Genomic DNA, 24,629 nt, shown 5'->3' with positions numbered 1-24,629 from the left:
TGTGGCAACACAATGGTGTCTGGGCGGGGACCCGCCCAGACACCATCCATCAAGACAACGCGCTCTTCGCGCGAGCCATCGGCTGAGTCAAGCGTCAGCGACGCTCCCACGTCGGAGCCTTCGCTGATTCAGCCTTGCCCAGGTGATCAGACGGAACAATCATCACGGGGCATGTTGAGTGACTGAGTACCGTCTGCGCGGTCGAGCCGAGCAAGACGCCTGCCAAACCACCGCGGCCTCGTGTACCGACAACGACCAGATCAACTGCTGTCAAGAACTCAATCAACAGCGAAGCGGGCGACCCGTCCAGCGCATGGCGCGCAACCTCCATGTCGCGACCGTCAAGTGCCTGGTCAATGGCGGCACCCATTGCGGTGCGGACATCTTTCAACAGGTTGGAGTGATCCAAACCGGTCGGCGCCCACGTCATCATGGACGTGCCCGAAGCAATCGGAACAGCCGAAACAGCGGTCAGTCGAGCACCCCATGTGGATGCTTCATCAATCGCGCGACGCAAAGCCGACGAGGGAACCTCGGTACCATCCACACCGACAACGACACGTTCGATCGGCATGAAGCACTTGCCGGACGTATGGCGAGGAACGATGACAACCGGACACTTCGCGTGTGCCGGCAACGCGGACGAGACCGTGCCGAGAAGACGATCAGCAAAGGAACCGCCTCCACGCGAACCGACAACAACTAAATCAACTTCGCGTGACATTTCAACCAGAACGCCCGCCGGGTCACCCGGCTCAATAGATGAAGTGACCTTTCCTAGGCCACGCTCTTTCGCCGCTGCGACCGCTTCTTCAACGACCTGCTGGGCGCCACGCTTCAGAGCTTCATCGTCAAGAACCGCGTAGCCACCATCCAACGCCGCCGCTGAATAGGATGCCAATGCGTAGGTACAGAGAACGTGGACACGCCCGCCCGTGCGTAGTGCGCGGTCAGTGGCCCATTTGACGGCCGCGATGGACTCCGTTGAACCATCAACGCCGACCAAGATGACTTCGGTGGATGCCATAATGCCCCCTCGTGACTTACATCACCTACCATTGTGCACCACATCGCGATTTTCCGAAACCGAAAATAGAACTTTTACCTGTTCAAGAGGGTTTTAGACAAAAAACTAGAGCAAAAGAACCGAAGTTCTTTCGCTCTAGTTGAAGTATGCGCTCTTAACGAACGTTGAGCTCAGTAACGAACGAACATGCCACCTGCACGAACGGGCGAAACCTTAGAGAGAGAACCCGGGACGGTGGCTTCCACCATCTGGCCGTTACCAATGTAGATGGCAACGTGACCCGAATAAGCAACCAGGTCGCCAGGCTGAGCTTCGCCGGCCGAAACCTGGATACCACCGGCAGCCTGCGCGCCGGAGGAGTGCGGAAGGCTGATTCCCGCAGCGGCATATGCCAGCATGGTCAGACCCGAGCAGTCAACACCACCGTAGGAAGCGCCACCGTAGACGTAGGGAATACCGGTCAGAGCAAGAGCAGCGGCTACAATAGAAGATCCGGCAGCGTTGTACGCAGCAGCGGTTGCAGCGGTTGAAAGGCTGAGGTCTTCACGAGCCTCGGAACGATCCGCGGCGACAGTTTCTTCAGCGACCGGAGTAGCGGCAGCAGGGGCTTCTGCGGTCGCGGTCGGAGCTTCTGCTTTCCATTCAATATCCGCAACAGAAACGGTGACACCAGTTGCTTGAGGAGCAGTGGTCGTGGTGGGAGTAGCTTCTTGATCACCACTAGGAGCAGAAACGGTGACAGCGTTTGCGGCGCCACCAACAACTGCAGTCAGAGCAAGACCGGTCACGGATGCAATTGCCACCGGACGGATCGGGCTGAGCGACGTGATCGTGTCGGTCAGTTCCACGATCGGCACCATTGGGCGACGCGCCTTGCGGTGACGTGGCGCAGGTTTGAGGTTCGTCAAGAGTGTTCTCCTTTTGCACCTTCGAGGTCAGCTGTCGGATTCGAGCAGGAGAGCCCGGCTTGGTTTCCCAAGCTTCACCCCAAGGCCACAAGGGCCGAATTGGTTCCCCCGAGTTGGATCAAATGAACCGGACCCTTCACGATCCAACTTCGGTAAATGAAGGACGGCTGGCCTATCGACCGTTATGAACTCTATACCTTTGACCCCCAAATGTCACGCAAAGGTAACGAAGTGGAGTCAAATCACATTTCGACTACTAGATGTGGCGCCAGCGCCAGAGGAATTCGGAAGCTGGAATCACTGTCAGAGGCATCCTGATCGGCGCGCGCAATCCGCACATAATCGCCTTCTCCGCGCAGGATAATGCTGACTCCAGGACCAATCTTTGCCGCAGCAAAATCAGCGATGATGTCATGTTCAGCCTGGATAGGTTCACCGATACGAACGAGTCTCACAATTTGGTCGTCGTGGGCACGCGCCACAAGTTCCGCAGACTGCCCACTGACCTCGACGCCCATTCCAGGAATCGGGTTACCGTAAGGATCCGTTGTCGGATCCTTCAAGAGCTCAAGCAGACGACCTTCAACCTTGTCGGACATGACGTGTTCCCAACGGCATGCTTCATCGTGGGCACACGCCCAATCCAAACCGATGACATCGACCAGGAGTCGTTCAGCCAAGCGATGCTTACGAACGACCTCTACAGCCCGCTTACGGCCTTCTTCAGTCAGCTCCAATCGACGATCACCCAGAACGTGCAGAAGCCCGTCGCGTTCCATGCGAGCAACGGTCTGCGAAACAGTCGGACCTGAGTGATCAAGTCGTTCAACGATGCGTGCACGCAGGGGCGTCACCCCATCCTCTTCCATTTCAAAAATGGTCTTGAGGTACATCTCGGTGGTGTCGATGAGGTCTCCCACGGCGGTTCCTTTCCTACGATGAACCCCTGCACGAATCGTGCATCGTTCAAAGGTTTTCAGGTACTTAAGAGAATATGAGTTATCGAGTATTTTTACCTGACGATTGTCATTTCCGTTGATATTGCGCCAAACGGTGGACAGGCATACGCGGTGAGCACCCACGGTATTTAGCACCATGTGTGTCATGGAATATGTTCCGCGAGCGCATCTAATGCGACTAAGTTTGAGCCTATGGAGACATTCCCCCCGATTCCTGTTTCTATCCTTCCTGCTGACGGCCGCTTTGGTTCCGGCCCGTCGCGTGTGCGCCCGGAGCAGATTGATGCGTTGAAGACGCCTAGGTTGATGGGGACCTCGCACCGCAAGTCCCCAGTGAAGAATGTTGTCCATTCAATCCGCGAGGGATTGACGACCTTGTTCAATCTTCCCGATGACTATGAAGTCGCCCTTGGCAACGGTGGCGCCTCAGCGTTTTGGGACGTGGCGGCGGCCTCGCTCATTCGCAAGCAGGCCGCGTTCGCGACCTTCGGGGAGTTCGGCGCAAAATTCGCCAAAGAGGTGGACAAGGCCCCGCATCTCGCCGACGCGCTTCGCGTTGAAGGTCAGCTGGGCACCGTTGTCACGCTCACGGGGAACGAGGCCGGGACCGCTGGGGAAGAACCCGATGCTTTTGCTTATCCGCACCATGAGACCTCGACGGGCACGATCAGCCGGGTGAACCGTATCGGTGGTGAAGACGCATTGACGCTGGTGGATGCGACCTCGATCGCCGGCGCTGCGCACGTTGATATTGCCAACACCGACGCCTATTACTTCTCTCCCCAAAAGGCTTTCGCCTCTGACGGTGGCCTGTGGGCGGCGATCCTCTCCCCTGCAGCCGTCGAACGCGCACAAGAATTGCATGGGGCGACCGACCGTTGGATGCCGACCTTCTTCGACCTTTCGGTGGCGATTTCTCACTCGCGTAAGGATCAGACGCTGAATACGCCGGCTGTGGCGACGCTGATCATGATGGATCAACAAATCCAGTGGATGAATGCCGGTGGTGGCTTAAAAACGATGGAAGCGCGCTCTCGCGCCGCTTCCGACCTGATTTACGCCTGGGCCGACGCCTCGTCAGTTGCTCACCCCTTCGTTGAGAATAAGGACTGGCGCTCCCCCGTTGTCGTCACCGTTGAATTCGACGACGTGGTCGATGTGAAGGTCCTGTCTGACGGCCTGAGAGCATCGGGCATCGTCGACATCGATGCCTACCGCGGGGTTGGTCGCAACCAGCTCCGCATCGCGACATGGCCCTCGACTCCAACTTCGGACGTCGAAGCACTTCTGGAGTCGATCGATTGGGCGCTCGAACGAGCACTGTGACCCCAAAGGTCAGCCCAGGCCTCGTCGATCGCGATAATCCACCGCAGAGAACGTGGACGCAAGCTGGAACATAACGAGGTCCTACTAGGCGCAACCTGCACGACGCTCAGCGCGCAGGCACTTGACACGCTACTTTCCGGTCGCGTTCCGTTCAGCTTCAGCGAGCAGAGTAGCTAGGTATGCGCGCTCCGCGGGGCCCTCGACCTCGATCGGGTGCGCCGAAACACGGAACTTGACCCGGTAATTCCAATGAATCAGACCCCACACGCCCGCGATAACTCCGATCGCTAGGGAAGCTCCACCGCCGACAAGAATCGACCAACGGGCACCAAACTGCTCGCCCACCCAACCGATGAAGGGCGAGCCGATCGGCGTCGCGCCCATGAAAATCATCGAATAGAGAGCCATCACGCGACCGCGAACACTCTCTTCCGTGGTGATCTGAATAGTCGCATTCGCTGCCGTCACCATGGTCAACATTGCAAGGCCCGTCGGGATTGCAAGAACCGCGAACGACTCATACGTCGGAGCCAAAGCCAACACAATTTCAAGCAGACCGTAAATCGCCGCGCCCGACACGATCAGACGCAGTCGAGGCTGAGCGCGACGCGCAGCAAGAAGTGAACCGGTCAAAGCTCCCACTGCCATAAACGAACCCAGAATGCCGTACTCGCCCGCAGCCTTGCCGTAGACCTCAGTCGCCATCAGGGCACTGGTCAGCTGGAAGTTCATGCCCAAACCTGACACGACCGCTACAATCACCAGGATCAGCACAATGTCGGGACGATTCTTCACATAGGAAACGCCCTCGCGAATCTGGCCGGGCGAACGCTTCACAACCTTGCGGGGAACCAAATCTGCAGAACGCATCAACGCAAGCGTCAAAACTGGAGCAAAGAACGCAACAGCGGTCACGATCATCACCCAGCCAGTACCGATCGCATCAATCAACAAACCGGAAACAGCCGGGCCAAGCAGACGCGCAGCATTAAAGGCCGTCGAGTTCAAACCGACAGCGTTCGACAAAGACTGAGCCGGAACCAGTTCAGACACAAATGCCTGGCGCGCAGGTGAATCAATCGCGCCAGCAACGCCACCCAACAACGCCAACACATACACATGCCAAAGCTGGGCTGTATTCGTCAGAATCAGCACGCCCAAGATCAAGCCCAGGAGCGCGTTCGCCAACTGCATCGCCTGTAGCAGAGCGCGACGATTCAGACGATCAGCAAGCAAACCAGCCCACGGTGACAACAACAGAATCGGCAGGAACTGCAAAGCGGTGACAACACCCACTTGCGTGCCAGAGTTCTTCGTCAGAACGGTCAGAACCAGCCAGTCTTGCGCAACCCTCTGCATCCACATGCCCGTCGAGGCAATAATGTTTCCGAAGAACCACAATCGGAAGTTGAAGTAACGCAACGAATGGAAAGTACGTGACACGCGCGGATGCGCCTCCCTAGTTTTTCGGAGACCTAAGAAATAGCTGTTTCAAGCATACGAAAAGCCCCACGGCAATGTGAACTGCTCCCGAAGACTCGAAGCGCTGAAGCCCCAAGACCCATCAGCTCCCACCATGACGCGACCTCGAACGCGATGGCCTCATACACGCATCGGGCGAGGTCCGCATCAGTGGTCCCGAGCTGCAGGCCCCAGAAGACCCCGCTCGGCGCCTTCGACCACCTACCGCGATTTTGATCGGAAAGACGGGCGAAGAAGAAGGGCACCCCCGCGTCGAGTTCCAGCGCCGCCAGTTCATCACTTCGGTCGTATGTTCCACGCGGTAGAGCATTCTTCACGTACCACCGATGCGCGGCTCCTGCAGTCGCGACCGCCGCCTCTCTGACGAAATCCCCGCGCTTGAGAAAGGCGAAGACGGGACACCACTATGCGGGACTCCACTAATCGCGCCAACGTCAGCCTCAGATGAAGCCGGTACTTGTTAAGATGAGAAACGTCACGCCGACCTCCTGCGCAGTCACTTCACTCGCTCGTCTTCAGCGTCGACATTCCATCACCACCTATGCGAAAGGCCCGAAGTGAGCACCCCGTTCGAAGGGGGAGCTGCAACTCCTCAGGAAGTTCCCTCCCCCCTCCCCCCGTTAATCCCCAGATCCCTGTGAAGAAGCCGCGCAATACGCTCGGACTCGTCGCGCTCATCCTCGCCATCGCCGGAACAATTCTCTCGTGTGTACCCGGCATCATAATCCTCGGGTGGATCCTCCTGCCCGCCTCCTTCGTCCTCGGACTCGTCGCCGTGCTTCAGAAGGACAAGGCCCATGGTCAAGGCCTCGCAGCGATCATCATTTCCATCGTTGGAACCATCGTCGCAGCCATTGCTTTCATCGCCGTCATCGACCACGCCGTAGATCAGGCGCTGACCACTGAGACCACGACCTCGACCCCCGCAGCCTCGTCGCCTCAAAGCACTCCCGCCGAATCGAACGCCCCCGCTACGAATGAGGGCGATGCCGGCTCCTCCAGGGAGAATCCTCTCCCCATCGGCTCGGAGATCACGACGAAGGACTGGAAGGTCACCGTCAACTCCGTCGACCTCAATGCGGATGAGAAGGTTGCCGCCGCAAGCGATTTCAACGAGCCGGCCACGGATGGCTTCTCCTATGTTCTTATCAACATAACGGCCACCTACCTCGGCAATGACTCCCAGGGTCAGATGCCCTGGGCGACGGTCGACTTCGTCAGCAAGGACGGCAAGACGTACAACCTGGCGTCTTCTCAGAAGCTGACTGTCGCGCCGGAGGAGTTCGACCAATTGTCTCCCCTTTTCAATGGCGCATCGACGACCGGAAACATCGTCATCGAGGTCCCGACCGATGGGATCGAGCAAGGCACTCTCGCTGTCCAGGCGGAACTGCTTGCGGATAAGAAGTTCTTCGCCGTCAAGTAGTCGAGTCGATTCCACTGTACATCGGGGCCGTTGGAGCATCACTGCATCGACGGCCCCGCTGGCTTATCACGCACCGACGAACGCCCTCGCGACCTCGAGGAATGAACTGCTCCCCTTTAGTTGGACTGAGAAATCAGACACCGACTAATGGGGAGCAGTTCAATGCACCGTGGGGTCTTTCCATTCGGACGATTGGTGATCAGTCAAGCAGAGCATCACACCTCTGCGCATCACACGATCTGTTGCGAGGAGATCAGACTCCCAGCAGAGCCTGGATCGGCCCAAGCAGGAAGTAGACGACGAAGAGGATCGAAGCCAGCCACATGAGCGGGTGGACCTTCTTCGCACGGCCAAGAACAACCTGGATGACGGTGTGAGTAATGAAGCCAACGCCGATACCGACAGAGACGGAGTAGCCGAAGGGCATGAAGGCGATGGTCATGAACGACGGAAGAGCGATTTCCGGGGCCTGCCAATCGATCTCGGTAACCTGGGTCATCATCAGGAAACCAACGAAGACCAGAGCGGTCGAAGCGGCTTCGGTGGGGACGAGCTCCATGAGCGGTGCAAGGAAGGTCGAGAGGAGGAAGAGGATACCGGTGACGACAGACGCAAGACCTGTGCGTGCGCCTTCAGCGACACCCGCTGCGGACTCAACGTAGGAGGTGTTCGAGGAAACGCCACCGAAACCACCGACGGCGGCGGCGAGGGAGTCGATCACCAGGATTTCGCGAGTCTTCGGTGGGTTGCCCTGTTCGTCGAGCAGATTGCCTTGGGCGCCGACGGCGACCATGGTACCCATCGTGTCGAAGAAGTCAGCCAGCATGAGCGAGAAGATCAGCAAGGCGACGGAAACAATGCCTACCTTACCGAATGCGCCGAACATGTCGACCTTGCCGAGCGTGTTGAACACGGGGACGGCAACAGGTGAACCGTCGAGAGCCGGAATGGTCTGGCCCCAACCGGTAGCGTTCTCATCCGATTTCATACCAAGGTGAAGAACGGCTTCGACGATGACGGCCAGAATCGTCGAAGAGACGATCGAGATGAAGACGGCACCCTTGACCTTACGGATGTAGAGGACGAAGGTCAGAAACAGGCCGAAGACGAAGACCAGGGTCGGCCAGCCCTGCAGGGAGCCGTTGATGCCCAGCTGAACCGGGGTGGCGCCTGCGCGGACGATACCGGCGTCAACCAGACCGATAAGAGTGATGAAGAGGCCTAGACCAACGGTCAGAGCGGTCTTCAGCTGATGAGGAACAGCCTTGAACACTGCCTCACGGAAGCCGGTGAGAACCAGGATCAGGATGATGATGCCTTCCCATGCGACAAGACCCATGGCCTCTGCATAGCTCAGGCCCATGCCTATAACCATGGTGAAAGCAACGACAGCATTGAGGCCCAGACCGGCAGCAAGTGCCAGCGGATAGTTGGCGACAACACCCATGAGGATGGTCATAACGCCTGCAACAAGCGCGGTACCTGCCGCAATACCCTGAGCAGTAATAGAGCCATCCTCCGGCAGTGCTGCCCCGAGGATGGCTGGATTCACGACAAGAATGTAGGCCATGGCGAAGAACGTGACGACACCGCCACGAATTTCCCGGCCGATCGAAGATCCGCGTTCGCTGATCTTGAAGAACGAATCAATTGAACCTTTGGCCGCTGATTGGGATGAAGCGGCAGTCTGTTGTGTGCTCACGAACTCATCGTGCCAACGTGCGAAACTCACAGGCAAGAATCGTGTCGGGCGCCACAACACAATGTGGACACCGTGCCTACGGGGTCACATTCACAGGCATTTTCTCGGTGTCCAGTGCACCGTCGTCAATACGCGACGGGCGAACCGACCACTGGGTTCCCTGCTTGGCAACATCAGTTTCCGAGTGTGCGCCGCAGGTGTGATCGAGGCTGACCACGCGACCATCATCGGGAGCCCATTCGTTGGCGCATACACCGAACACCGTGCGCATCGAACCCGACAGTTTCACCAAGAAACCACAGGTTGAGCACGAGTTACGTGGCGGGCGAGACGACTTCGGTCCCTGCTCAGACTTGTACCAGCGATCAACGGCAGCACTACGGCCTTCTTCGGACAGGACGCGCTTGCGACCCAAGCCGATTTCCTTCAGCTCCGGGTAGTCAATGTCCTCGCCGACATCTTGGAATGACTGCTCAAGGCGGGCATCTTCTGCCTGGTAGGGGAGGATATCGTCGCGCGACAAATCGCCTGGACGCAGGCGGTCTTCCCACGGGATCCACTGCGGAGCAAGCAACGCACCATCGCGAGGAAGCATGTCGACCTCACACACGGTCGCGTGACGCGAACGCGGAACGCGCGCAACCGTCACTGCCCACGCCCAACCGACATAGCCGTCGTCGGCGGAAGCGAAATAGTGGGTTCCGATGCGCTCTGAGTCCATGACGAACCCAAGGTGTTCACCGATGGGACGCGGGTGGGCAACAGCCTTCGCGGATTCACGAGCAACGTCGACTGCTTGGGCAAGAACCGCGTCCTTCTTCGGGGTGCGCACCGCTCCCTTATGCGTTGAAGGCGAGCGCGACGAAGTTTTCACCGTTGTGTCATTGGCGGGCGTCTGGGGTGCAGGCGCAGTATCGCCAGCGTGTGTGTCAGGCATCGAAATCCTCGGCTACTGCTTTAAGAACCTTCGCGATCTGAGGCGCGTTCTCGGGGTACTTTCCGCGACGCAAGCTGGTCGAGGAAGCATCGAGCAGTTTGATGAGGTCCTCAATCACGGGGACCATGGCTTCAGGCTTGCGGTGACGCGCCGCCGCAAGCGACTTCTTTGGGGTCAGGATGCGAACAGTCAGTGCTTGTGGACCCTTGCGTCCGTCAGCGACACCGTACTCGACGCGCGTCCCCGGCTTCACCGTTTCAATTCCTTCGGGGAGCGCCGAAACGTGCAGGAATACTTCCATACCGTCGTCACCGCCGATGAAGCCGAAGCCACGATCAGCATCGAAGAACTTCACCTTGCCAGTAGGCATGTTGCTCCCCTTTCCTTTAGGAATCATTCGTTTTCGTTCGTCCTGTCATTCTAATGCGCCCGCCACCTTAATGCGCTACATGCTTTCAACGCCAAATGAATACGGGGCGGGTAACATCGAGTTATTGAACGCTTGCAGGTCGGCTCAAAGGTCAGGAGATCCCCATGTCGTTCCGTTCCGCTGTTTCGCGTGCGTGCGCCAGTGCCGTTGTCGGTATCGCCCTGATTGCAGACCTTGGCGCGCCAGCACTTGCCACATCCCCTGTCACTATTTCAACGTCGGTGACCGACCCCTCGGGTTGGCTCAGTGACTCTCACGTTTCGGAAATATCCTCTTCCGCGGACGAGGCCGGGTCTGCCGGTTTGCAGGTTTATTTCGTGACGGTTCCCGATTTTTCGGGTGCTGAGCCAATTGAATGGTGCAAGACTTCGGGTTTGAACTCCGGATTGTCACATCAGTCGATCATCTACGTGATTGCCTATGAAGAGCGCATGTTCGCAACGTGTGGCAACGCTGATCAGCAACTTGTCACCGATTCGGATATCACGCGCGCAACGTCGGCAGCAAAGAAAGTTCTTGCCGCATCGAATCCTCTGGACGCTGATACGACGACGGATGCAGCAACAACCTTTATTTCAACGTTGACATCAACCGTGACAGGTCAAACCTCGTCCTCTTCTTCACACTCTTCGTCGACCGACGCTCCTTCCTCCGAGAAGTCGGGATTCAGGTGGATCCGCACCGTTGTCATCCTTGTCGTTATCGGTGGACTGATTGTGTTCTTCGTGAAGCGCAACAAGGCGAAGGGCACTTCAACCCCCGCTCCGAAGGCAACCGCTGACCGCCCTTGGGCACCCGGCGATCAGCTTCCGTCATTGACCGAGGATCAGGTACTGGCCCTGACCAACCAATCTTCGACTCTGCTCCTTCAGGCAGACGAACTGGTACGTTCGGCCGCCGATGAGCTTGATTTCGCGCGCGCTCAGTTCGGTGAAACGAAGACCGACGCATATGCGAAGGCACTTTCTGCCGCTCAAGCGGGCATCGCGAAGGCATTTACTGCCCAGCAAACGATGAACGAGGCCCCCGATTCTCGTTCGCGTACCGAGGCTGCGCTTACGCTGCAACATGAGTTGAACCAGGTCATGCCAGCTTTGGTTGAGCAACAGAAGGCATTCAGCCAGCTTCGCGATGAAGAGGCAAGCGTTCCCACGCAGGCCACGGACGTGAAGACGCGCATTTCTGAGGCAATCGCAGCGTTGCCCAGCGTGGAAGCTGAACTCACCGCCCTTCAGACGCTGTACTCGTCCACGACCGTTGCCTCGTTGACGGACAATCCTCAGCAGGCACGCGCTCTCCTTGATTCAGCGTCGGTCGCTGCGAACCAAGCAACCTCCCTCGCAACCTCTGATCCGTCAGCAGCACTGGTGCAACTCGATATTGCTCGCCGAGCACTCGCGATGGCGGGACACCAGACCGAGGCAATCATGAGCGCCAAGCACGATCTCGCTGCCGCGAACGAGGTTCTGACGAAGGCAATTGCTTCGATCACCTCGGATCTTTCCGACGTGACGACCCTGAAGGCAGACTCAGCAGCGTTCGCACCGCTTGTTGCCGAAGCACAGAAGGCTGTAGCCGAGGCTCAAAGCGCACGCACAGGAAGTGGTGACCCGCTGGCTGCGCTGGAAAACCTACGTTTGGCCGAATCTCAGCTGGACGCCGCGCTTGAACCACTTCGTTCTCAGGCTGACGCAAGAGAACGCAAGGTCCAGGCAGCACGGAACGCCGTGTCCGACGCTCAAGCCCAGTACGCGCGAGCTGACTCTTACATTCAGGGACGCCGGGGCGTCATCCCGTTGGACGTCCGTTCCAAACTCGCTGAGGCTAAGGCTGAACTCGATCAGGCTGTTGCACTTGTCCAAACTGACCCCGATCAGGCAACGACCCTGGCGAAGAGCGCGCGTAGCGCGGCCCTTACCGTGCTGTCAACCCCGATAAACGATCCCTCATACAGGCAGGCTGATCAGTTCAAACACCACACGAATAGAAGCGGTGGAATCTTCACCGATAACACCGGCCTTGGCAATGCCCTGCTGTGGTCTGTCCTGATGGATGTCGGTCGTAGCCTCGGGCAAGGAGGAAGCTCCGGTGGCGGATTCTCTGGCGGAGGCTTCGGCGGAAGCGGTGGCGGATTCGGTGGCGGTAGCTCCGGCTCCTTCTGATCTGAACATATGGCTGGTGCCTTGCAGGAATGCCCTGCAGGGCACCAGCCATCTCGGCTCCACCTTCACACCGAACGGATATGCAGTCCGTTCACAGGAAGTATTCGGTGTCACACTCTAAAATGGAGGTGACGCGATAATCGCGCAATCCATCCAGCGAAGGACAGGAACAATGGCAGAAAAGCAGTCCATCATCGGTCGCATTTCCCAGCTCGCAAAAGCAAACATCAATGCCCTCTTGGATCGCGCTGAAGATCCGGCAAAGATGCTTGACCAGCTGATCCGTGACTACACGAACTCCATCGCAGAAGCCGAAACCGCAGTCGCCCAGACTGTCGGCAACCTGCGTCTGGCAGAAAAAGACCACGAAGAAGACGTTGCCGCAGCAGCTGACTGGGGTCGCAAGGCTCTGGCCGCTTCGCAGAAGGCAGACGAAATGCGTGCAGGCGGCGATGCTGCAGGCGCTGACAAGTGGGACAAGCTCGCCAAGGCAGCGATCGGCAAGCAGATCACCTTTGAAGGCGAAGCCAAGGACGCAGAACCAATCATCGCCTCACAGACCGAGGTTGTTGAGAAGCTCAAGACCGGCCTTGCTCAGATGAAGGACAAGCTCGAAGAACTCAAGTCCAAGCGCGATCAGCTGGTGGCACGGCAGAAGACCGCAGAGGCACAGACCAAGGTCAATGACGCTGTCGCATCTATCAACGTGCTCGATCCGACGTCAGAGCTCGCACGCTACGAAGAGCGTGTCCGTCGCGCCGAAGCACTGGCACAGGGTCAGGCAGAGGTCGCGGCCTCGTCCCTCGACGCACAGTTTAAAGAACTCGAAACCGACGCCTCCGAGATTGAAATCGAAGCGCGCCTGGCAGAGCTCAAGAACAAGGACTGATCGCTCAGCTCGAACGTCATTGCGACCAGCGAGTAGCTGAATCAAACAGAAGTGGTGTGGGGCAGTGCCCCGCACCACTTCTGTTTGAGGTTTGACGAACTATCCGGCACCTGATCGCCTCAGGCACAGGCATACTGACGCACAGGCCCCAAACAGCCCGGCTGGCGGTTTTTACAGGTAGTCGAACGGGTTGAAGTCGTCGACGTCGATGATGCTCAGTCGCGGTAGAGTTACCTGGAATGCGTGCAGATCGTATTCGAGGTCAAGGATCTCCAAGCCCTTGGCTTCCAGCTCATGGAAAGCGGTCGACAGGAATTCGCGGAAGCAGAGGATCGCGACACGACGTCCCTGATCCAGCAGACGCTCAACTTGAGGAGCGAAATCAGCGTCATGGCTGGCAAGAATGACCGAGCCCGAGTCCAGCTCTGAGATCGCATCCATCGTGCGCTGCAAACCAAGGTCAACGACCTTCACGTCGGCAGGACCCGAAAGCGGGATCACCGAGTAGTTCATGGCGATGAGTGCTTGAACGAATCCCATCGGTAGCGAACCGGAAGAACCGTTGAGGAAGAAGAGGCCCTTCGCTTCACTTCCCCAGTGTTCTTCGGCGCGTTCAAGGACTCGATTCCAGCGCGGGCGTTCTTCTTGATTCGGACGACGATCCAACACTGACATACCAAGAGTGGCATCGATATTTTCGCCGTCAACGATCAAGTAGGTTTTTTCTTCGTTAAATGAATAGTTATCCATAGGGTCAAGAGTAAAAGATTATTACGCGAAAAGGGCGTTGCTCGACACCTATCGTGCCGAGCAACGCCCTATCGAGTGGAAACTACCTACTCACGTGCGTGAGCAGATCACTTCACGTCTTCGTCAACCCAGTCGAAGGTGCGGGTAACAGCCTTCTTCCAGAGGCGGTAGGTGCGATCGCGCTCTGCGGTGTCCATGGACGGCTTCCAACGCTTGTCTTCCTGCCAGTTGGCAATGACATCGTCTGTGCCATTCCAGAAGCCGACTGCGATACCGGCTGCGTAGGCAACACCCAGAGCGGTCGTCTCTGCAACGACCGGGCGGATGACGTCCACGCCGGAGATGTCAGCCTGGAACTGCATGAGCAGATCGTCAGCCGTCATACCACCGTCAACCTTGAGTTCCTTCAGCGGGACGCCTGCATCGGCGTTCATTGCATCAATGAGCTCTGCGGACTGGAATGCGGTCGACTCTTCGACTGCGCGGGCAATATGGCCCTTGTTCACGTAGCGGGTCAGGCCAACGATCGCACCGCGAGCGTCGTCCTTCCAGTACGGTGCGAACAGACCGGAGAATGCCGGGACGAAGTACACGCCACCATTGTCTTCAACGGTCTGAGCGAGCTTTCCGATCTCGGAGGACTTCTCGATCATCCCGAGGTTGTCACGCAGCCACTGAACCAGCGAGCCTGCAACTGCCACGGAGCCTTCGAGCGCGTAGACCGGCTTGGCGTCACCAAGCTTGTACAGCACGGTCGTCAGCAGACCGTTGGTCGAGAAGACGGGCTCTTCACCCGTGTTCATCAGGGTGAAGCAACCGGTGCCGTAAGTGTTCTTCGCGGTGCCCTTTTCGAAGCAGGCCTGACCGAAGGTTGCAGCCTGCTGGTCACCAAGGATGCCGGAGATCGGAACGCCTGCGAGCAGACCATTCGGGCGACCGGTGCCGTAGGTGTCTGCGGATGCCTTGATCTCGGGGAGCATTGCCGGCGGGATGCGGAAGTCGGCGCAGATGTCTTCGCGCCACTTGAGCTCACGAACGTCCATCAGCAGGGTACGGGATGCGTTGGTCACGTCGGTTGCGTGGACGCCACCGTTAACGCCACCGGTCAGGTTCCAGAGAACCCAGGTGTCCGGGGTGCCGAAAAGCAGGTCGCCTGCCTCTGCCTTCTCACGTGCTCCCTCAACGTTGTCGAGGATCCAGGTAATGCGAGGTGCGGACGGGTAGGTTGAGATGTTCTCGCCGGTGATCTGGCGGTAACGTTCGGTACCCAGCGGGTCGCCTGCTGCGACGCCACGGACGATTTCCGAAGTACGGGCGTCCTGCCAGACGATTGCGTTGTAGACGGGCTCGCCGGTGTTCTTGTCCCACACGATGGTGGTTTCACGCTGGTTAGTGATGCCAACAGCAGCAAGTTGGGTGGCGTTGATTTCTGCCTTCTGAAGCGCCTCGGCGACGACGGTGCGAACCGATTCCCAAATCTCTACGGGATCGTGCTCAACCCAGCCCGGGTTCGGGAAGATCTGGGTGAATTCCTTCTGACCAACCGAGACGATTTCGCCGGAGTGGTTGAAGACGATCGCACGGGAGGACGTGGTGCCCTGGTCAATCGCGAGAACGAATTTTTCATTAGACATGACTGATGTCCCTTCTGTTCACTTCTTTGTGTTTCAGATAGAAACGTGGGGTCCCAGACGAGTCCGCCTGGGACCCCACGCAAGGTTAGAGTGCCAAAGCTCTAGGTTCAGGCCAAGCCGGAGCCGAATGCAACGAGTGTTGCGACGATGGCGCCGATGATCGGGCCGACGACCGGGACCCAGGAGTAGCCCCAGTCGGAGCCACCCTTACCCTTGATCGGGAGAATTGCGTGAGCAATACGCGGGCCGAGGTCACGGGCCGGGTTGATCGCGTATCCGGTGGGGCCACCGAGCGAGTTACCGATGACGACGATGATCAGTGCAACGCCGAGCGGGCCAATCGCGGTTTCGGTGTAGCCGGAGACGAAGACCCAGAGGATCAGGACGAAGGTGCCGATGGCCTCAGTGAGGGTGTTCCAGAATCCGTTGCGAATCTCGGGAGCGGTCGAGAAGACGCCGAGCTTGAGGGCCGGGTCGAGATCTTCATCGAAGTGCTGCTTGAAGGTCAGCCAGCAGAGGATTGCACCAACGAATGCACCGAGGAATTGAGCTGCTAAGTAGATGCCAACGTTTGCTGCAGTGACGGCAACGCCGGGGGCCAGTTCGACGGACGAATCCATCATGTGACCGACGGCCTTAGCAATGGTGACTGCAGGGTTGAGGTGGCCACCCGAGTCGTATGCGACGTAGACGCCTGCGAGAACTGCGAGGCCCCATCCCCAGTTAATCATGAGCCAACCGCCGCCGTTGCCCTTGGACTTGGGCAGGAGGTTGGTAGCAACGACGCCACCACCGAGGAGGAGAAGGACTGCTGTACCGAGGAACTCAGACATGAAGATATGTCCGGCAGTGAGTTCATGCGGCGCAAGAGGAAGAAGTGTTGCGAGCATTTTTCCAATCTTTCTTCGATGCTTCGTTGCATCGAATTGTCGGGCGGTTTCCCACCCGCAGGGTTCCTTTAGCGAGACAGGACTGATCACGCCAAGTGCGAAAAGTCTACCGCGTCACATACGAATTCTTTTTCAAGACTCCGCTTGTTTCGCAGGACCGCTCGTGAGCACTTTGCGGTCGCAGAACAAACCCGCGCTGACCTGTGATGTCTTCACCTGGACACCACACAGTATGACAGCGTTTGCACATCGAACCTGCCCCTGTGCACAACCGTGCATCTGAGGGGACACTTACCTCTCCAATGTGTGCACGCTCACCAAATCGCACAGTCTCCCAAAGGATTGGACATTCAACAGTTAGACCTGCACGCCTGTGCATGGCAGACTATGACACGTGACGATTCGTGACGAACAGGCTCATGAAGCCGCATCAATGTATTACCTCCAAGGCCAGACCATGGAGACGATCGCACGCCACCTTGGCGTATCACGCTCCTCGGTCTCTCGTTTACTGTCCTACGCGCGCGACACCGGCTTGGTTCGCATCTCAGTGAGCGCCGCTCCAGGACACAAAGGAACCCTTGCCGGTCAAATTTCTGAAATCTTCGGCGTACAGACGTCCGTTGTTCCGGTCCATGACGTCCACACCGAAGTCAACCGACTTCATAACGTCTCGCTTGTCGCGGCGGAACGTCTGGTCGACATGCTCAAACCCGGTGTCACCCTTGGCATCGCATGGGGCAACACGACCTCAGAGATCACCCGTTGTATGCCACGCGTCAACTTCCCCGGATCGACCGTCGTCCAGCTCAACGGGGCCGCGACCGCTACCGAGTCCGGCATGCCGTACGCAGACGCGATTATTTCCCGCGCAGCGCGCGCAATGGGCGGACGCATGGTCCACTTCCCCGTTCCCACGTTCTTCGACTACGCAGAGACAAAGAAGCAGCTCTGGCGCGAGCGCTCGGTTCAGACCGTGTTGAAGACGATTGACGACTGCGATATCGCTCTGTTCGGCGTCGGCTCACTTTCGGCACGCTTGCCCTCCCACGTTTATTCGGGTGGCTTCCTGGACACTGAAGAAATCGCAATGGCCCAGAAGGACGGCGTTGTCGGCGACGTCTGCACCGTCCTCCTGCGCGAAGACGGCTCAACAGACATGGAACTCAACAGCCGAGCTTCCGGGCCCAGCCCAGAGACTCTCCGCAAGATCCCGCGTCGCCTCTGCGTCGTAGCTGGTGCCTCGAAGGCGCTCCCGCTACTTGGCGCGCTGCGCGCACACGTCGCCACCGACCTCGTCCTTGACGATGGCGTGGCACGCGAACTGCTTGATCTGGTTCGCACTCGCGCGGCGCAGGCGCGTGGCCTCGCCCCTAGGCGCTAAGCCAGATCATACCCAGCCAAAAACCAAAGAAAAGTGGAGCTCACAACAATCGTGAACTCCACTTTTCTTTATCCAAGCAGACACCACACTCCGGTTGACAAGGACGTGTTCTAGGCGATCTGCGCACGAAGCCCATCAATGACAACGTTCAAGAGGCCGGTCCGGGAATGCTCAGAGCTTCTTGACCAGCGGGAACGTGATGGTCTCACGGATACCCTGACCGGTCAGAGCCATCAGCAGACGGTCAAGGCCCATACCCATGCCACCTGCCGGTGGCATACCGTACTCCATGGCCATCAGGAAGTCTTCGTCCAAGACCATTGCTTCCGGGTCACCCTTTGCCGCAACAAGCGCCTGCGCTTCGAAACGCTCGCGCTGGATGACCGGGTCGACGAGTTCGGAGTAGGCTGTCGCCAGTTCGAAGCCTCGGACGTACAGGTCCCACTTCTCGACGATGCCCGGCTTGGAACGGTGTCCGCGGGTCAGCGGGCTGGAGTCTTCGGGGTAGTCGCGCACGAACGTCGGCGCATACAGCTTGTCACCTACGGCGACTTCGAAGATAACCTCTGCGACCTTACCGGGACCCCAGTGGTCAGCAACGTCTTCACCGAGTTCTTCGGCGATCTTCACCAGTTCGTCCAGCGGAGTATTCACCGTGAACTCACGACCAAGAGCGTCAGCCGTGGCCTCGAACATCGAGATTTCTTTCCACGAACCCGAAAGGTCGTAGGACGAACCGTCAGGCAGGGTGACGACCTCGGTGCCCAGGGCGTCGCGTGCCGCCTTCTGGATGAACTCACGGGTGCGACGAGCCATCGTGTCGTAGGAACCGTAGGCTTCGTAGGCCTCGAGCATCGTAAATTCGGGGCTGTGCGAAGAGTCCGCGCCCTCATTACGGAAGTTGCGGTTGATTTCGAAGACCTTGTCGACGCCGCCGACAACCGCACGCTTGAGGAAGAGCTCGGGCGCAATGCGCAGGAACAGCTCGGTGTCGTAGGCGTTCATGTGAGTCGAAAACGGACGTGCGGCCGCGCCACCGTGCAGGTTCTGTAGCATCGGCGTTTCGATCTCGATAAAGCCAGCTTCATCAAAGTAGTTGCGCAGCGACTTCACAACATTGGCGCGCATACGCACCATGTCGCGGGCGGCCGGGCGAACAATCATGTCGAGGTAGCGGCGACGAACACGCAGGTCCTCAGACAGGGACATTTCGGTGCCGTCTTCTCCGGTGTAGGTCTTCGGTAGCGGGCGGATCGCCTTTGCAGCGATCTGCCATGCGGGGACCGGGGCGCCTTCGTTGATGCCGGGCGTGAACAGGTCGGCGGGCGCGGTGCCGGGGCATGCCATGATCGACAGTTCGCCACGACGCGAGGAAATGACGCGACCGTGCACGAACAGGTGGTCACCAAGGTCCACGTCGGTCTTGTACTGAGCCAGCGAATCCAAACCGACCTCTGCGGCCGACAGCATGACCTGAATACGGTTGCCGGCGCCATCCATCAGGGTTGCGAAGCAGAGCTTGCCACCGTTGCGAGCAAGCATCACGCGACCGGCAATACCGACCTCGTCCTGAGTTTCTTCGCCGGTTTCAAGGTGAGCGTACTTTTCACGAACATCGGCGATCGAAGTGGTAATCGCCAGGACGACCGGGTAGGCCTGGCCTCCTTCGGCAAGCAGGCGCTCGCGCTTTTCTTGGCGGACACGCACCTGTTCGGGGGCGTCGTCGTTTTCCGGGGCAGCTGGGTTTGTATTCACGTCAGTCACCCTGCCAGTTTAACGGCATCACCGCACCCATTTCGCATAGGGAACGCGAGTGGGTGCAGTGCCACATCGCACAACGTCAGTTCGCGGATTATTCCACCTTGGCACTCGTATCGACGAGGCCGGGCACTTCAACGTATGTCTATGCCACCGTTGCCCGTTTTAAAAAGGGACGCGGGGAGGGCCCAGAGGCACTACGTGCCGGACGACTTCAGGCCGAGTTCGCGAGCGCGATCAGAGTCTTCTGGAACCGTCCCTGCTGAGGACCCGACCTCGACAATATGGTTGTCAGCGTCAACGAATGCGACGGCAGGCTCCCAGCCTTTCACCATGGACTCTGGAACCTGGCAGTAGGCCATGATGATGACCAGATCGCCGAGGTTCACGAGGTGCGCAGCGGCGCCGTTGAGCTGGATGACACCGGAGCCTCGCGGACCGGCGATCGTGTAGGTGGACAGGCGATTGCCATTGTTCACGTCTGCAACGTCGACTCGTTGCCCGGGCGCAATGTTCGCCGCGTCCAGCAGCTCCTCATCGATGGTGATCGAACCGACGTAGTGCAAGTCAGCACCCGTGACGGTGGCGCGGTGGATCTTGCCCTGGATCATCGAGCGCATGATTTCACTCACCAGCATTCCCCTGTTCAACGGGCGCCACAAACGACATATTGTCGATCAGGCGCGTGGTGCCAACCTTGGCTGCGAGCAGCAGACGATATTCGCGCTCCCCCGCCTGATTCAAGGTCGCGGGATGCAAGGAATCAGCCGACGTCAGTTCTGCCGATCCGTAGGCGCCCAGGATATCGAAGGTTCCATCATCGACCAGCGCAATGTAATCAATGTCGATATCTCCGGTCGCCTCGAGGTGGCCTCGTATGACGTCAATAATCTGGGTGGCAGGTGCGCCCGCACGACCCGCTTCAACACCCAGCGTCAAGCTCTGGTTGAGAGCACGAGCGCGGACACGCTCTTCGTCAGACAGGTAGCGGTTGCGACTGGACAGGGCAACGCCGTCGGTGTCACGCACAATCGGAACGCCGATCACGGTCACCGGCACGTCGAGCTGGCGGAACACATGGCGCAACATCGCAAGTTGCTGAGCATCCTTTTCGCCGAACAGTGCAACATCTGGGCAAACGAGCCCCATGACCTTCGTGCACACCAGCGCAACCCCACCGAAGTGGGTCGGGCGAGTCTTGCCTTCTAGGACGCGAGCAATCGGACCGGGATCAATCGAAACGGTGACGGGCTCGGGGTAGGCATCTTCGGGGCTCGGTGCCCACACGACATCCGCGCCCACGGTTTCAAGCGCGTCCATGTCCGCTTCGAGCGTGCGCGGGTAGGCATCATAGTCCTCACCCGGAGCAAACTGCGTGGGGTTCACGAAAATCGTGACGATGACGTGATCACCGTGCGCCTTCGCCTGTTTGACCAGCTCCAAATGCCCCGAATGCAGGGCGCCCATCGTCATCACCAGAGCTCGCGAGCCGGTCAATGGCTTCAGCGCTGTGGCAAGTTCTTCACGCGTATGAGTGAGCACTGGTCGTTTCGTCATACTTCCATTGTCGTAGTAGGCAGACTCATATGCGACCTCTAAGGGCGAGTATTCCCCCACGTTTCTGACTGATGCACTGCCAATTCTGCGCCAACACGACGCGGACAACCAGCGTCAGAGCCCGCCTTCCATCAACGCCGTTTTAATCGAGTCGCACGCTCTATCACTCAGGTGGCCTCGTCGATAGAGGATGTCGGTCGCCTGATGCGCACGCGCGCGGTAGATATCCGCGAAATCACCCCCAGCATCACGATCACCGTCGGATGCGAGCAGGCCAGCCAGCGCTTTCACATGTTCAGCAATGACCTGCGTATCGCCGTTCGCAATCGGAGCCGCAAAAGCCCGCTCAATTTCAGACAGCGCTTTTTCTGCCGTTCCAGCCAGAAGCGAAGAAGCGAAGAGAGCGGGGTCCTCAATCCCAGCACGTTCAAGACCAGCCAACGACTGGACGACCGCCGTCACGATCCCAAGCGTGCCAAGCGTGAGCGCCGCGTGGACTGCCGGGCGAGCATCTTCGTCGACAACAATGGGTTCACCACCCATTTCCACAACCAGCGCCTGCGCGATCGGCAAGAAAGGTGCGGGCGCGCTGACAGCAAACGGAGTACCCGACAGACGCGGAATATCAAGGCTCATACCCGTGAATGTCATAACGGGGTAAATCGCGGTCGGAATCGCGCCATTCGCCTGCGCGGGCGCCAGAATCCCGGTTCCAAACGGACCGGCCAGATGGCAGACGATCTGCCCCATTTTCCACGCGCCCATGTCGGCAAGGCCCTTGACCAGAGGCTCGATTTCTCCGTCGGGAACGGCCAGAATCACCAAGCCCGATGCGGCAATTACCTCGGTTTCATCCATGATCGCCACGCCCGGGAGCATCATCTCCGCACGCTCACGCTCAGCGTCCGTGTGCGCGACGACGCCGGCGATTCGATGCCCCACGGAACGTAGAGCGGAAGCGATGACAGGACCGACCGTCCCCATGCCGATGAGTCCGACGTCAAGCCTGCCTGGTTGCTCACTCACAATGTGCCGCCTTGAGTAGATGGTGTGCGCGGGCGCGCGTCTTCAACGGTAGTCGATATTCGCCCGCCGTTATTCGATCGACGAGGCCGCGCTCGATTCATCGGCTTCCAGCTGAACATCGGCGCGATCACAATCGAAGTTATCTTCACCTACGGTCACGCTGCTTTCACACGAGGGGTCATCCTGTGGCGCGTAGACGCTCTGATCATCCTGATGACGGGCGTCAAGACCCTTCGTGACGCGCAGCATCCAGTGTTCCGCGGGCTCGCTGGCACGCTTCAGCTGAGACTTCGCGCGGAGCTCTTCAAGCAAGGCAACGCCGGCTTCCTCATCAATGTGGCCTGCCAACTCTGGGGCACTACCTGGAACGATGGAAGCATTCACACCAACCAGCTGGCGCCTTTTCTCCCACGGACCTTGAATGATCGCCAGGGATTGAATCCGCTCCACGGGGATGAAACCGGTCTGCCAGGTCAGCCAGCCCTTGCGGATCACAAAGCACGTATCTGTCAGCGCGACTGCGCGACGCCTGTAAGAGAACCAATCAAACAGGCGCGCACGTATCGGAACGGGAAGGAATCCTTGCCCTTCGCGCGTTCCATTCAAAGCAGCTTCGATGAAAGCAACGGGGTCAGTCACACCCAAGTCACGGATCACCAGCCACAGAGCAAGCTCCGCGTCAGCGCGAGTGCCCACCGGCAAAAGAACGTCAGCGGAACGCTGAGACTTGTCACTATCGGTTTTGCCACCGTAGCCAGCCTGCGTGATCTTCACGCGATACCAGCCGAAGCGACGCCAAAGCCACGGCTGCTGAACAAGAACAGCGTGGACACGACGTGGCGGAATCGTCTGATTACGGGTTTCCAGAAGACCCGAACGAGTGCGAATACCATCCGGGGAAACGGCTGCAGTGAAGTTAAATTCGCCTGCGAAACGACTCCAGATTGCAGCGACGACAGGAATAATACCTGCAAAACCAGCGAAGATACCCGCCGTCCCCTCAATTCCGACTTTGATCAGCAAAACAACCGACATGACCAAGATGGCAAGCACAACCAGGATCGCAATGATCATGCCCATATTCGTCACCAGCGAAGCAACAAGCCTGCCCACAGGAACCGTGTACAGGACTCGTTCGGGAGCGACCACCGGACGCTGAGGAACCGAGGCACCGTCCTGTTCCGATGACGGTGTCTGAGCGATGGAGCCGGCCTCGTCCCCCGATCCGATGGCGGAATCAGACTGAGGCACATCCTCCACAGAAGCGGAAGTTGGCGAAGAGTAGACGCCGGCAGCGCGCGCCAAGATTTCAGCGCGCACATCATCCAATTCCTGTGTTTTAAGGAAACCGAATTCGACATTCGACTGTCCGCCACCGGCAACCTCAATGTTGATCTTGCCTAAGCCGAAAATACGCCCCAGCAACGGATGATGAATATCGACCGCCTGAATGCGATCCAGGCGAGCGTGCTTCAACGTTTTCACGAAGATGCCAGCGCGGTAATACACGCCTTCGTCGACAACGGCGAAAGACGTGAACTTCCACGAGAAGTACGAAAACAGCGCGATCGCAAGAAGAATCAAGAAGGCCGAACCGACAATGACGCCAACGACCAGCGAGAGCGCCTGATGGCGAACAAAATCAGAATTCGCAATATCGGCAACCATGTCGAAATTCTGATAGGTGACAACCGCAAGCAGAGCCACGATCGCCTTCCACGCATGGATAATCGGAGATGCCGGGTGCAGTTTGCGCCACTGCTCGTCGGAGACACCGCCCTGCGTGGCGCGCAAAGGGGCGGATTCATTCGATTTTTTCACAGGCCAGCCAATTCCGCCGTGCCACGCTCGGCAAGCATGTCGCGAAGGCGAGCGGCTTCAGCAACCGGAACACCGTTCAACGTCGCATCCGTCGATGCGGACGCCGTATGAATCTTCAGCTCTGCGATGCCGTAGTGGCGAGCAATTGGACCTTCAGAGAGTTCCACATACTGAATACGACCGTAAGGAATCAACGTCAGACGACGGAACATAATGCCCTTGCGGATCAAAAAATCGTCATCGCCCGTGCCAAATGCCATCGCGCGAACCTGACGGTGAATAATCGCCAGCGACCAGACCATCATGATGACAACAACCGCGAATCCGATCCACCACCACTTCGAAACGAGAACCGCGAGCGCGACTCCGCCGGCGAGCAGAGGCAGGAACGTCAGAATCGTCGTGATGATGCGGACCTGGGCAAGCTTGGGCGATACGGAGTGGAACTCCACATCGGGTGGGCTCATCGGATCGAGCATCGCTGGTCCTTTCGGGTTCTCTCATTTGTGTTCTTGGAGTTCTATCGTGCCATATGCACAGGTCGTTGATAAGTGCTGAATA

Annotated in this window: 21 protein-coding genes, 1 pseudogene and 1 riboswitch; of the genes and pseudogenes, 5 read left to right on the top strand and 17 right to left on the bottom strand. The window is 58.4% G+C overall.

Translation table 11 applies throughout. The features are described 5' to 3' along the window. Positions 1–94: 94 nt before the first annotated feature. From AC5RE1_RS04935 to AC5RE1_RS04925, 3 genes are all read right to left on the bottom strand, one after another. Positions 95–1,027 carry a universal stress protein gene (locus AC5RE1_RS04935; RefSeq protein WP_493938419.1) on the bottom strand — a complete coding sequence of 311 codons (933 nt, stop codon included), beginning with the start codon at positions 1,025–1,027 and terminating at the stop codon, positions 95–97. 170 nt (positions 1,028–1,197) lie between these two features. Further along, complete coding sequence (locus AC5RE1_RS04930; protein ID WP_480939406.1) at positions 1,198–1,935, bottom strand: C40 family peptidase; 738 nt, start codon at positions 1,933–1,935, stop codon at positions 1,198–1,200. A 2-nt stretch (positions 1,936–1,937) separates the two neighbouring features. After that, positions 1,938–2,100, bottom strand: a riboswitch (cyclic di-AMP (ydaO/yuaA leader). A gap of 77 nt (positions 2,101–2,177) precedes the next feature. Further along, positions 2,178–2,855: a metal-dependent transcriptional regulator gene (locus tag AC5RE1_RS04925; RefSeq protein ID WP_040318369.1), complete on the bottom strand. Its 678-nt coding sequence runs from the start codon at positions 2,853–2,855 to the stop codon at positions 2,178–2,180. A gap of 231 nt (positions 2,856–3,086) precedes the next feature. Here AC5RE1_RS04925 and serC point away from each other — a divergent pair, with 231 nt between their 5' ends. Then, positions 3,087–4,220, top strand: a complete 1,134-nt coding sequence (gene serC / locus AC5RE1_RS04920) for a phosphoserine transaminase (RefSeq protein WP_006680848.1) — start codon at positions 3,087–3,089, stop codon at positions 4,218–4,220. Positions 4,221–4,349: 129 nt separating this feature from the next. Here the strand turns inward: serC and AC5RE1_RS04915 are convergent, their stop codons facing one another. Together AC5RE1_RS04915 and AC5RE1_RS04910 are read right to left on the bottom strand one after the other, a co-directional pair. Further along, a complete protein-coding gene (locus tag AC5RE1_RS04915; protein WP_006680847.1) occupies positions 4,350–5,663 on the bottom strand; it encodes an MFS transporter in 1,314 nt (437 codons plus the stop codon). Positions 5,664–5,695: 32 nt separating this feature from the next. After that, a pseudogene (locus tag AC5RE1_RS04910) lies at positions 5,696–6,073 on the bottom strand (FGGY-family carbohydrate kinase); the annotation flags it as partial. Positions 6,074–6,339: 266 nt separating this feature from the next. On the opposite strand from AC5RE1_RS04910, the gene AC5RE1_RS04905 reads away from it, so the two are divergent. Next, on the top strand, positions 6,340–7,128 hold the full coding sequence (locus tag AC5RE1_RS04905; RefSeq protein ID WP_006680846.1) for a DUF4352 domain-containing protein: 789 nt from the start codon (positions 6,340–6,342) through the stop codon (positions 7,126–7,128). Positions 7,129–7,381: 253 nt separating this feature from the next. On the opposite strand, the gene AC5RE1_RS04900 is transcribed toward AC5RE1_RS04905, so the two are convergent. The 3 genes from AC5RE1_RS04900 to AC5RE1_RS04890 all read right to left on the bottom strand — a co-directional run bounded on the left by AC5RE1_RS04900 (position 7,382) and on the right by AC5RE1_RS04890 (position 10,137). Next, the gene (locus AC5RE1_RS04900; RefSeq protein WP_493938418.1) at positions 7,382–8,830 is read right to left on the bottom strand and encodes an NCS2 family permease; all 1,449 of its coding nucleotides are present in this window, start codon (positions 8,828–8,830) and stop codon (positions 7,382–7,384) included. Positions 8,831–8,906: 76 nt separating this feature from the next. Beyond that, positions 8,907–9,767, bottom strand: a complete 861-nt coding sequence (locus tag AC5RE1_RS04895) for a DUF3027 domain-containing protein (RefSeq protein WP_006680844.1) — start codon at positions 9,765–9,767, stop codon at positions 8,907–8,909. Then, positions 9,760–10,137, bottom strand: coding sequence for a cold-shock protein (locus tag AC5RE1_RS04890; RefSeq protein WP_006680843.1), 378 nt, complete (start codon positions 10,135–10,137; stop codon positions 9,760–9,762). The genes AC5RE1_RS04895 and AC5RE1_RS04890 overlap by 8 nt, the downstream gene beginning before the upstream one ends. Before the next feature lie 164 nt (positions 10,138–10,301). Between AC5RE1_RS04890 and AC5RE1_RS04885 the strand changes: the two genes are divergently transcribed. Further along, positions 10,302–12,359 carry a TPM domain-containing protein gene (locus AC5RE1_RS04885; RefSeq protein WP_006680842.1) on the top strand — a complete coding sequence of 686 codons (2,058 nt, stop codon included), beginning with the start codon at positions 10,302–10,304 and terminating at the stop codon, positions 12,357–12,359. Between the two features lie 172 nt (positions 12,360–12,531). Next, on the top strand, positions 12,532–13,248 hold the full coding sequence (locus tag AC5RE1_RS04880; protein WP_006680841.1) for a PspA/IM30 family protein: 717 nt from the start codon (positions 12,532–12,534) through the stop codon (positions 13,246–13,248). 171 nt (positions 13,249–13,419) lie between these two features. Here the strand turns inward: AC5RE1_RS04880 and AC5RE1_RS04875 are convergent, their stop codons facing one another. From AC5RE1_RS04875 to AC5RE1_RS04865, 3 genes are all read right to left on the bottom strand, one after another. Then, positions 13,420–13,998 carry an NYN domain-containing protein gene (locus AC5RE1_RS04875; RefSeq protein ID WP_006680840.1) on the bottom strand — a complete coding sequence of 193 codons (579 nt, stop codon included), beginning with the start codon at positions 13,996–13,998 and terminating at the stop codon, positions 13,420–13,422. Between the two features lie 107 nt (positions 13,999–14,105). Continuing rightward, on the bottom strand, positions 14,106–15,632 hold the full coding sequence (glpK, locus tag AC5RE1_RS04870) for a glycerol kinase GlpK (protein WP_006680839.1): 1,527 nt from the start codon (positions 15,630–15,632) through the stop codon (positions 14,106–14,108). A gap of 107 nt (positions 15,633–15,739) precedes the next feature. Continuing rightward, entirely contained in the window at positions 15,740–16,522 is a 783-nt protein-coding gene (locus tag AC5RE1_RS04865) for an MIP/aquaporin family protein (protein WP_006680838.1), read from the bottom strand. 433 nt (positions 16,523–16,955) lie between these two features. Between AC5RE1_RS04865 and AC5RE1_RS04860 the strand changes: the two genes are divergently transcribed. Continuing rightward, positions 16,956–17,906, top strand: coding sequence for a sugar-binding transcriptional regulator (locus AC5RE1_RS04860; RefSeq protein WP_040318513.1), 951 nt, complete (start codon positions 16,956–16,958; stop codon positions 17,904–17,906). Between the two features lie 171 nt (positions 17,907–18,077). Here AC5RE1_RS04860 and AC5RE1_RS04855 read toward each other — a convergent pair whose 3' ends face one another. The 6 genes from AC5RE1_RS04855 to AC5RE1_RS04830 form a co-directional block, all read right to left on the bottom strand. Next, complete coding sequence (locus AC5RE1_RS04855) at positions 18,078–19,670, bottom strand: lysine--tRNA ligase (protein WP_219585640.1); 1,593 nt, start codon at positions 19,668–19,670, stop codon at positions 18,078–18,080. Positions 19,671–19,861: 191 nt separating this feature from the next. Continuing rightward, positions 19,862–20,284, bottom strand: coding sequence for an aspartate 1-decarboxylase (gene panD, locus AC5RE1_RS04850; RefSeq protein ID WP_006680835.1), 423 nt, complete (start codon positions 20,282–20,284; stop codon positions 19,862–19,864). A 4-nt stretch (positions 20,285–20,288) separates the two neighbouring features. Continuing rightward, on the bottom strand, positions 20,289–21,221 hold the full coding sequence (panC, locus tag AC5RE1_RS04845) for a pantoate--beta-alanine ligase (protein ID WP_219585639.1): 933 nt from the start codon (positions 21,219–21,221) through the stop codon (positions 20,289–20,291). 114 nt (positions 21,222–21,335) lie between these two features. Continuing rightward, positions 21,336–22,247, bottom strand: a complete 912-nt coding sequence (locus AC5RE1_RS04840) for a Rossmann-like and DUF2520 domain-containing protein (RefSeq protein ID WP_103632694.1) — start codon at positions 22,245–22,247, stop codon at positions 21,336–21,338. 69 nt (positions 22,248–22,316) lie between these two features. Then, positions 22,317–24,068: a PH domain-containing protein gene (locus AC5RE1_RS04835; protein WP_257878473.1), complete on the bottom strand. Its 1,752-nt coding sequence runs from the start codon at positions 24,066–24,068 to the stop codon at positions 22,317–22,319. Then, positions 24,065–24,547, bottom strand: a complete 483-nt coding sequence (locus AC5RE1_RS04830) for a PH domain-containing protein (RefSeq protein ID WP_006680831.1) — start codon at positions 24,545–24,547, stop codon at positions 24,065–24,067. Before AC5RE1_RS04830 ends, AC5RE1_RS04835 begins: the two co-directional genes overlap by 4 nt. Between the last annotated feature and the right edge of the window lie 82 nt (positions 24,548–24,629).

The organism is Actinotignum sp. usb-actsch-rep-73 (genome assembly GCF_059082735.1).
The sequence above is the reverse complement of the archived record's forward strand: the minus strand, read 5'-3'. Positions and strand labels throughout refer to the sequence as shown.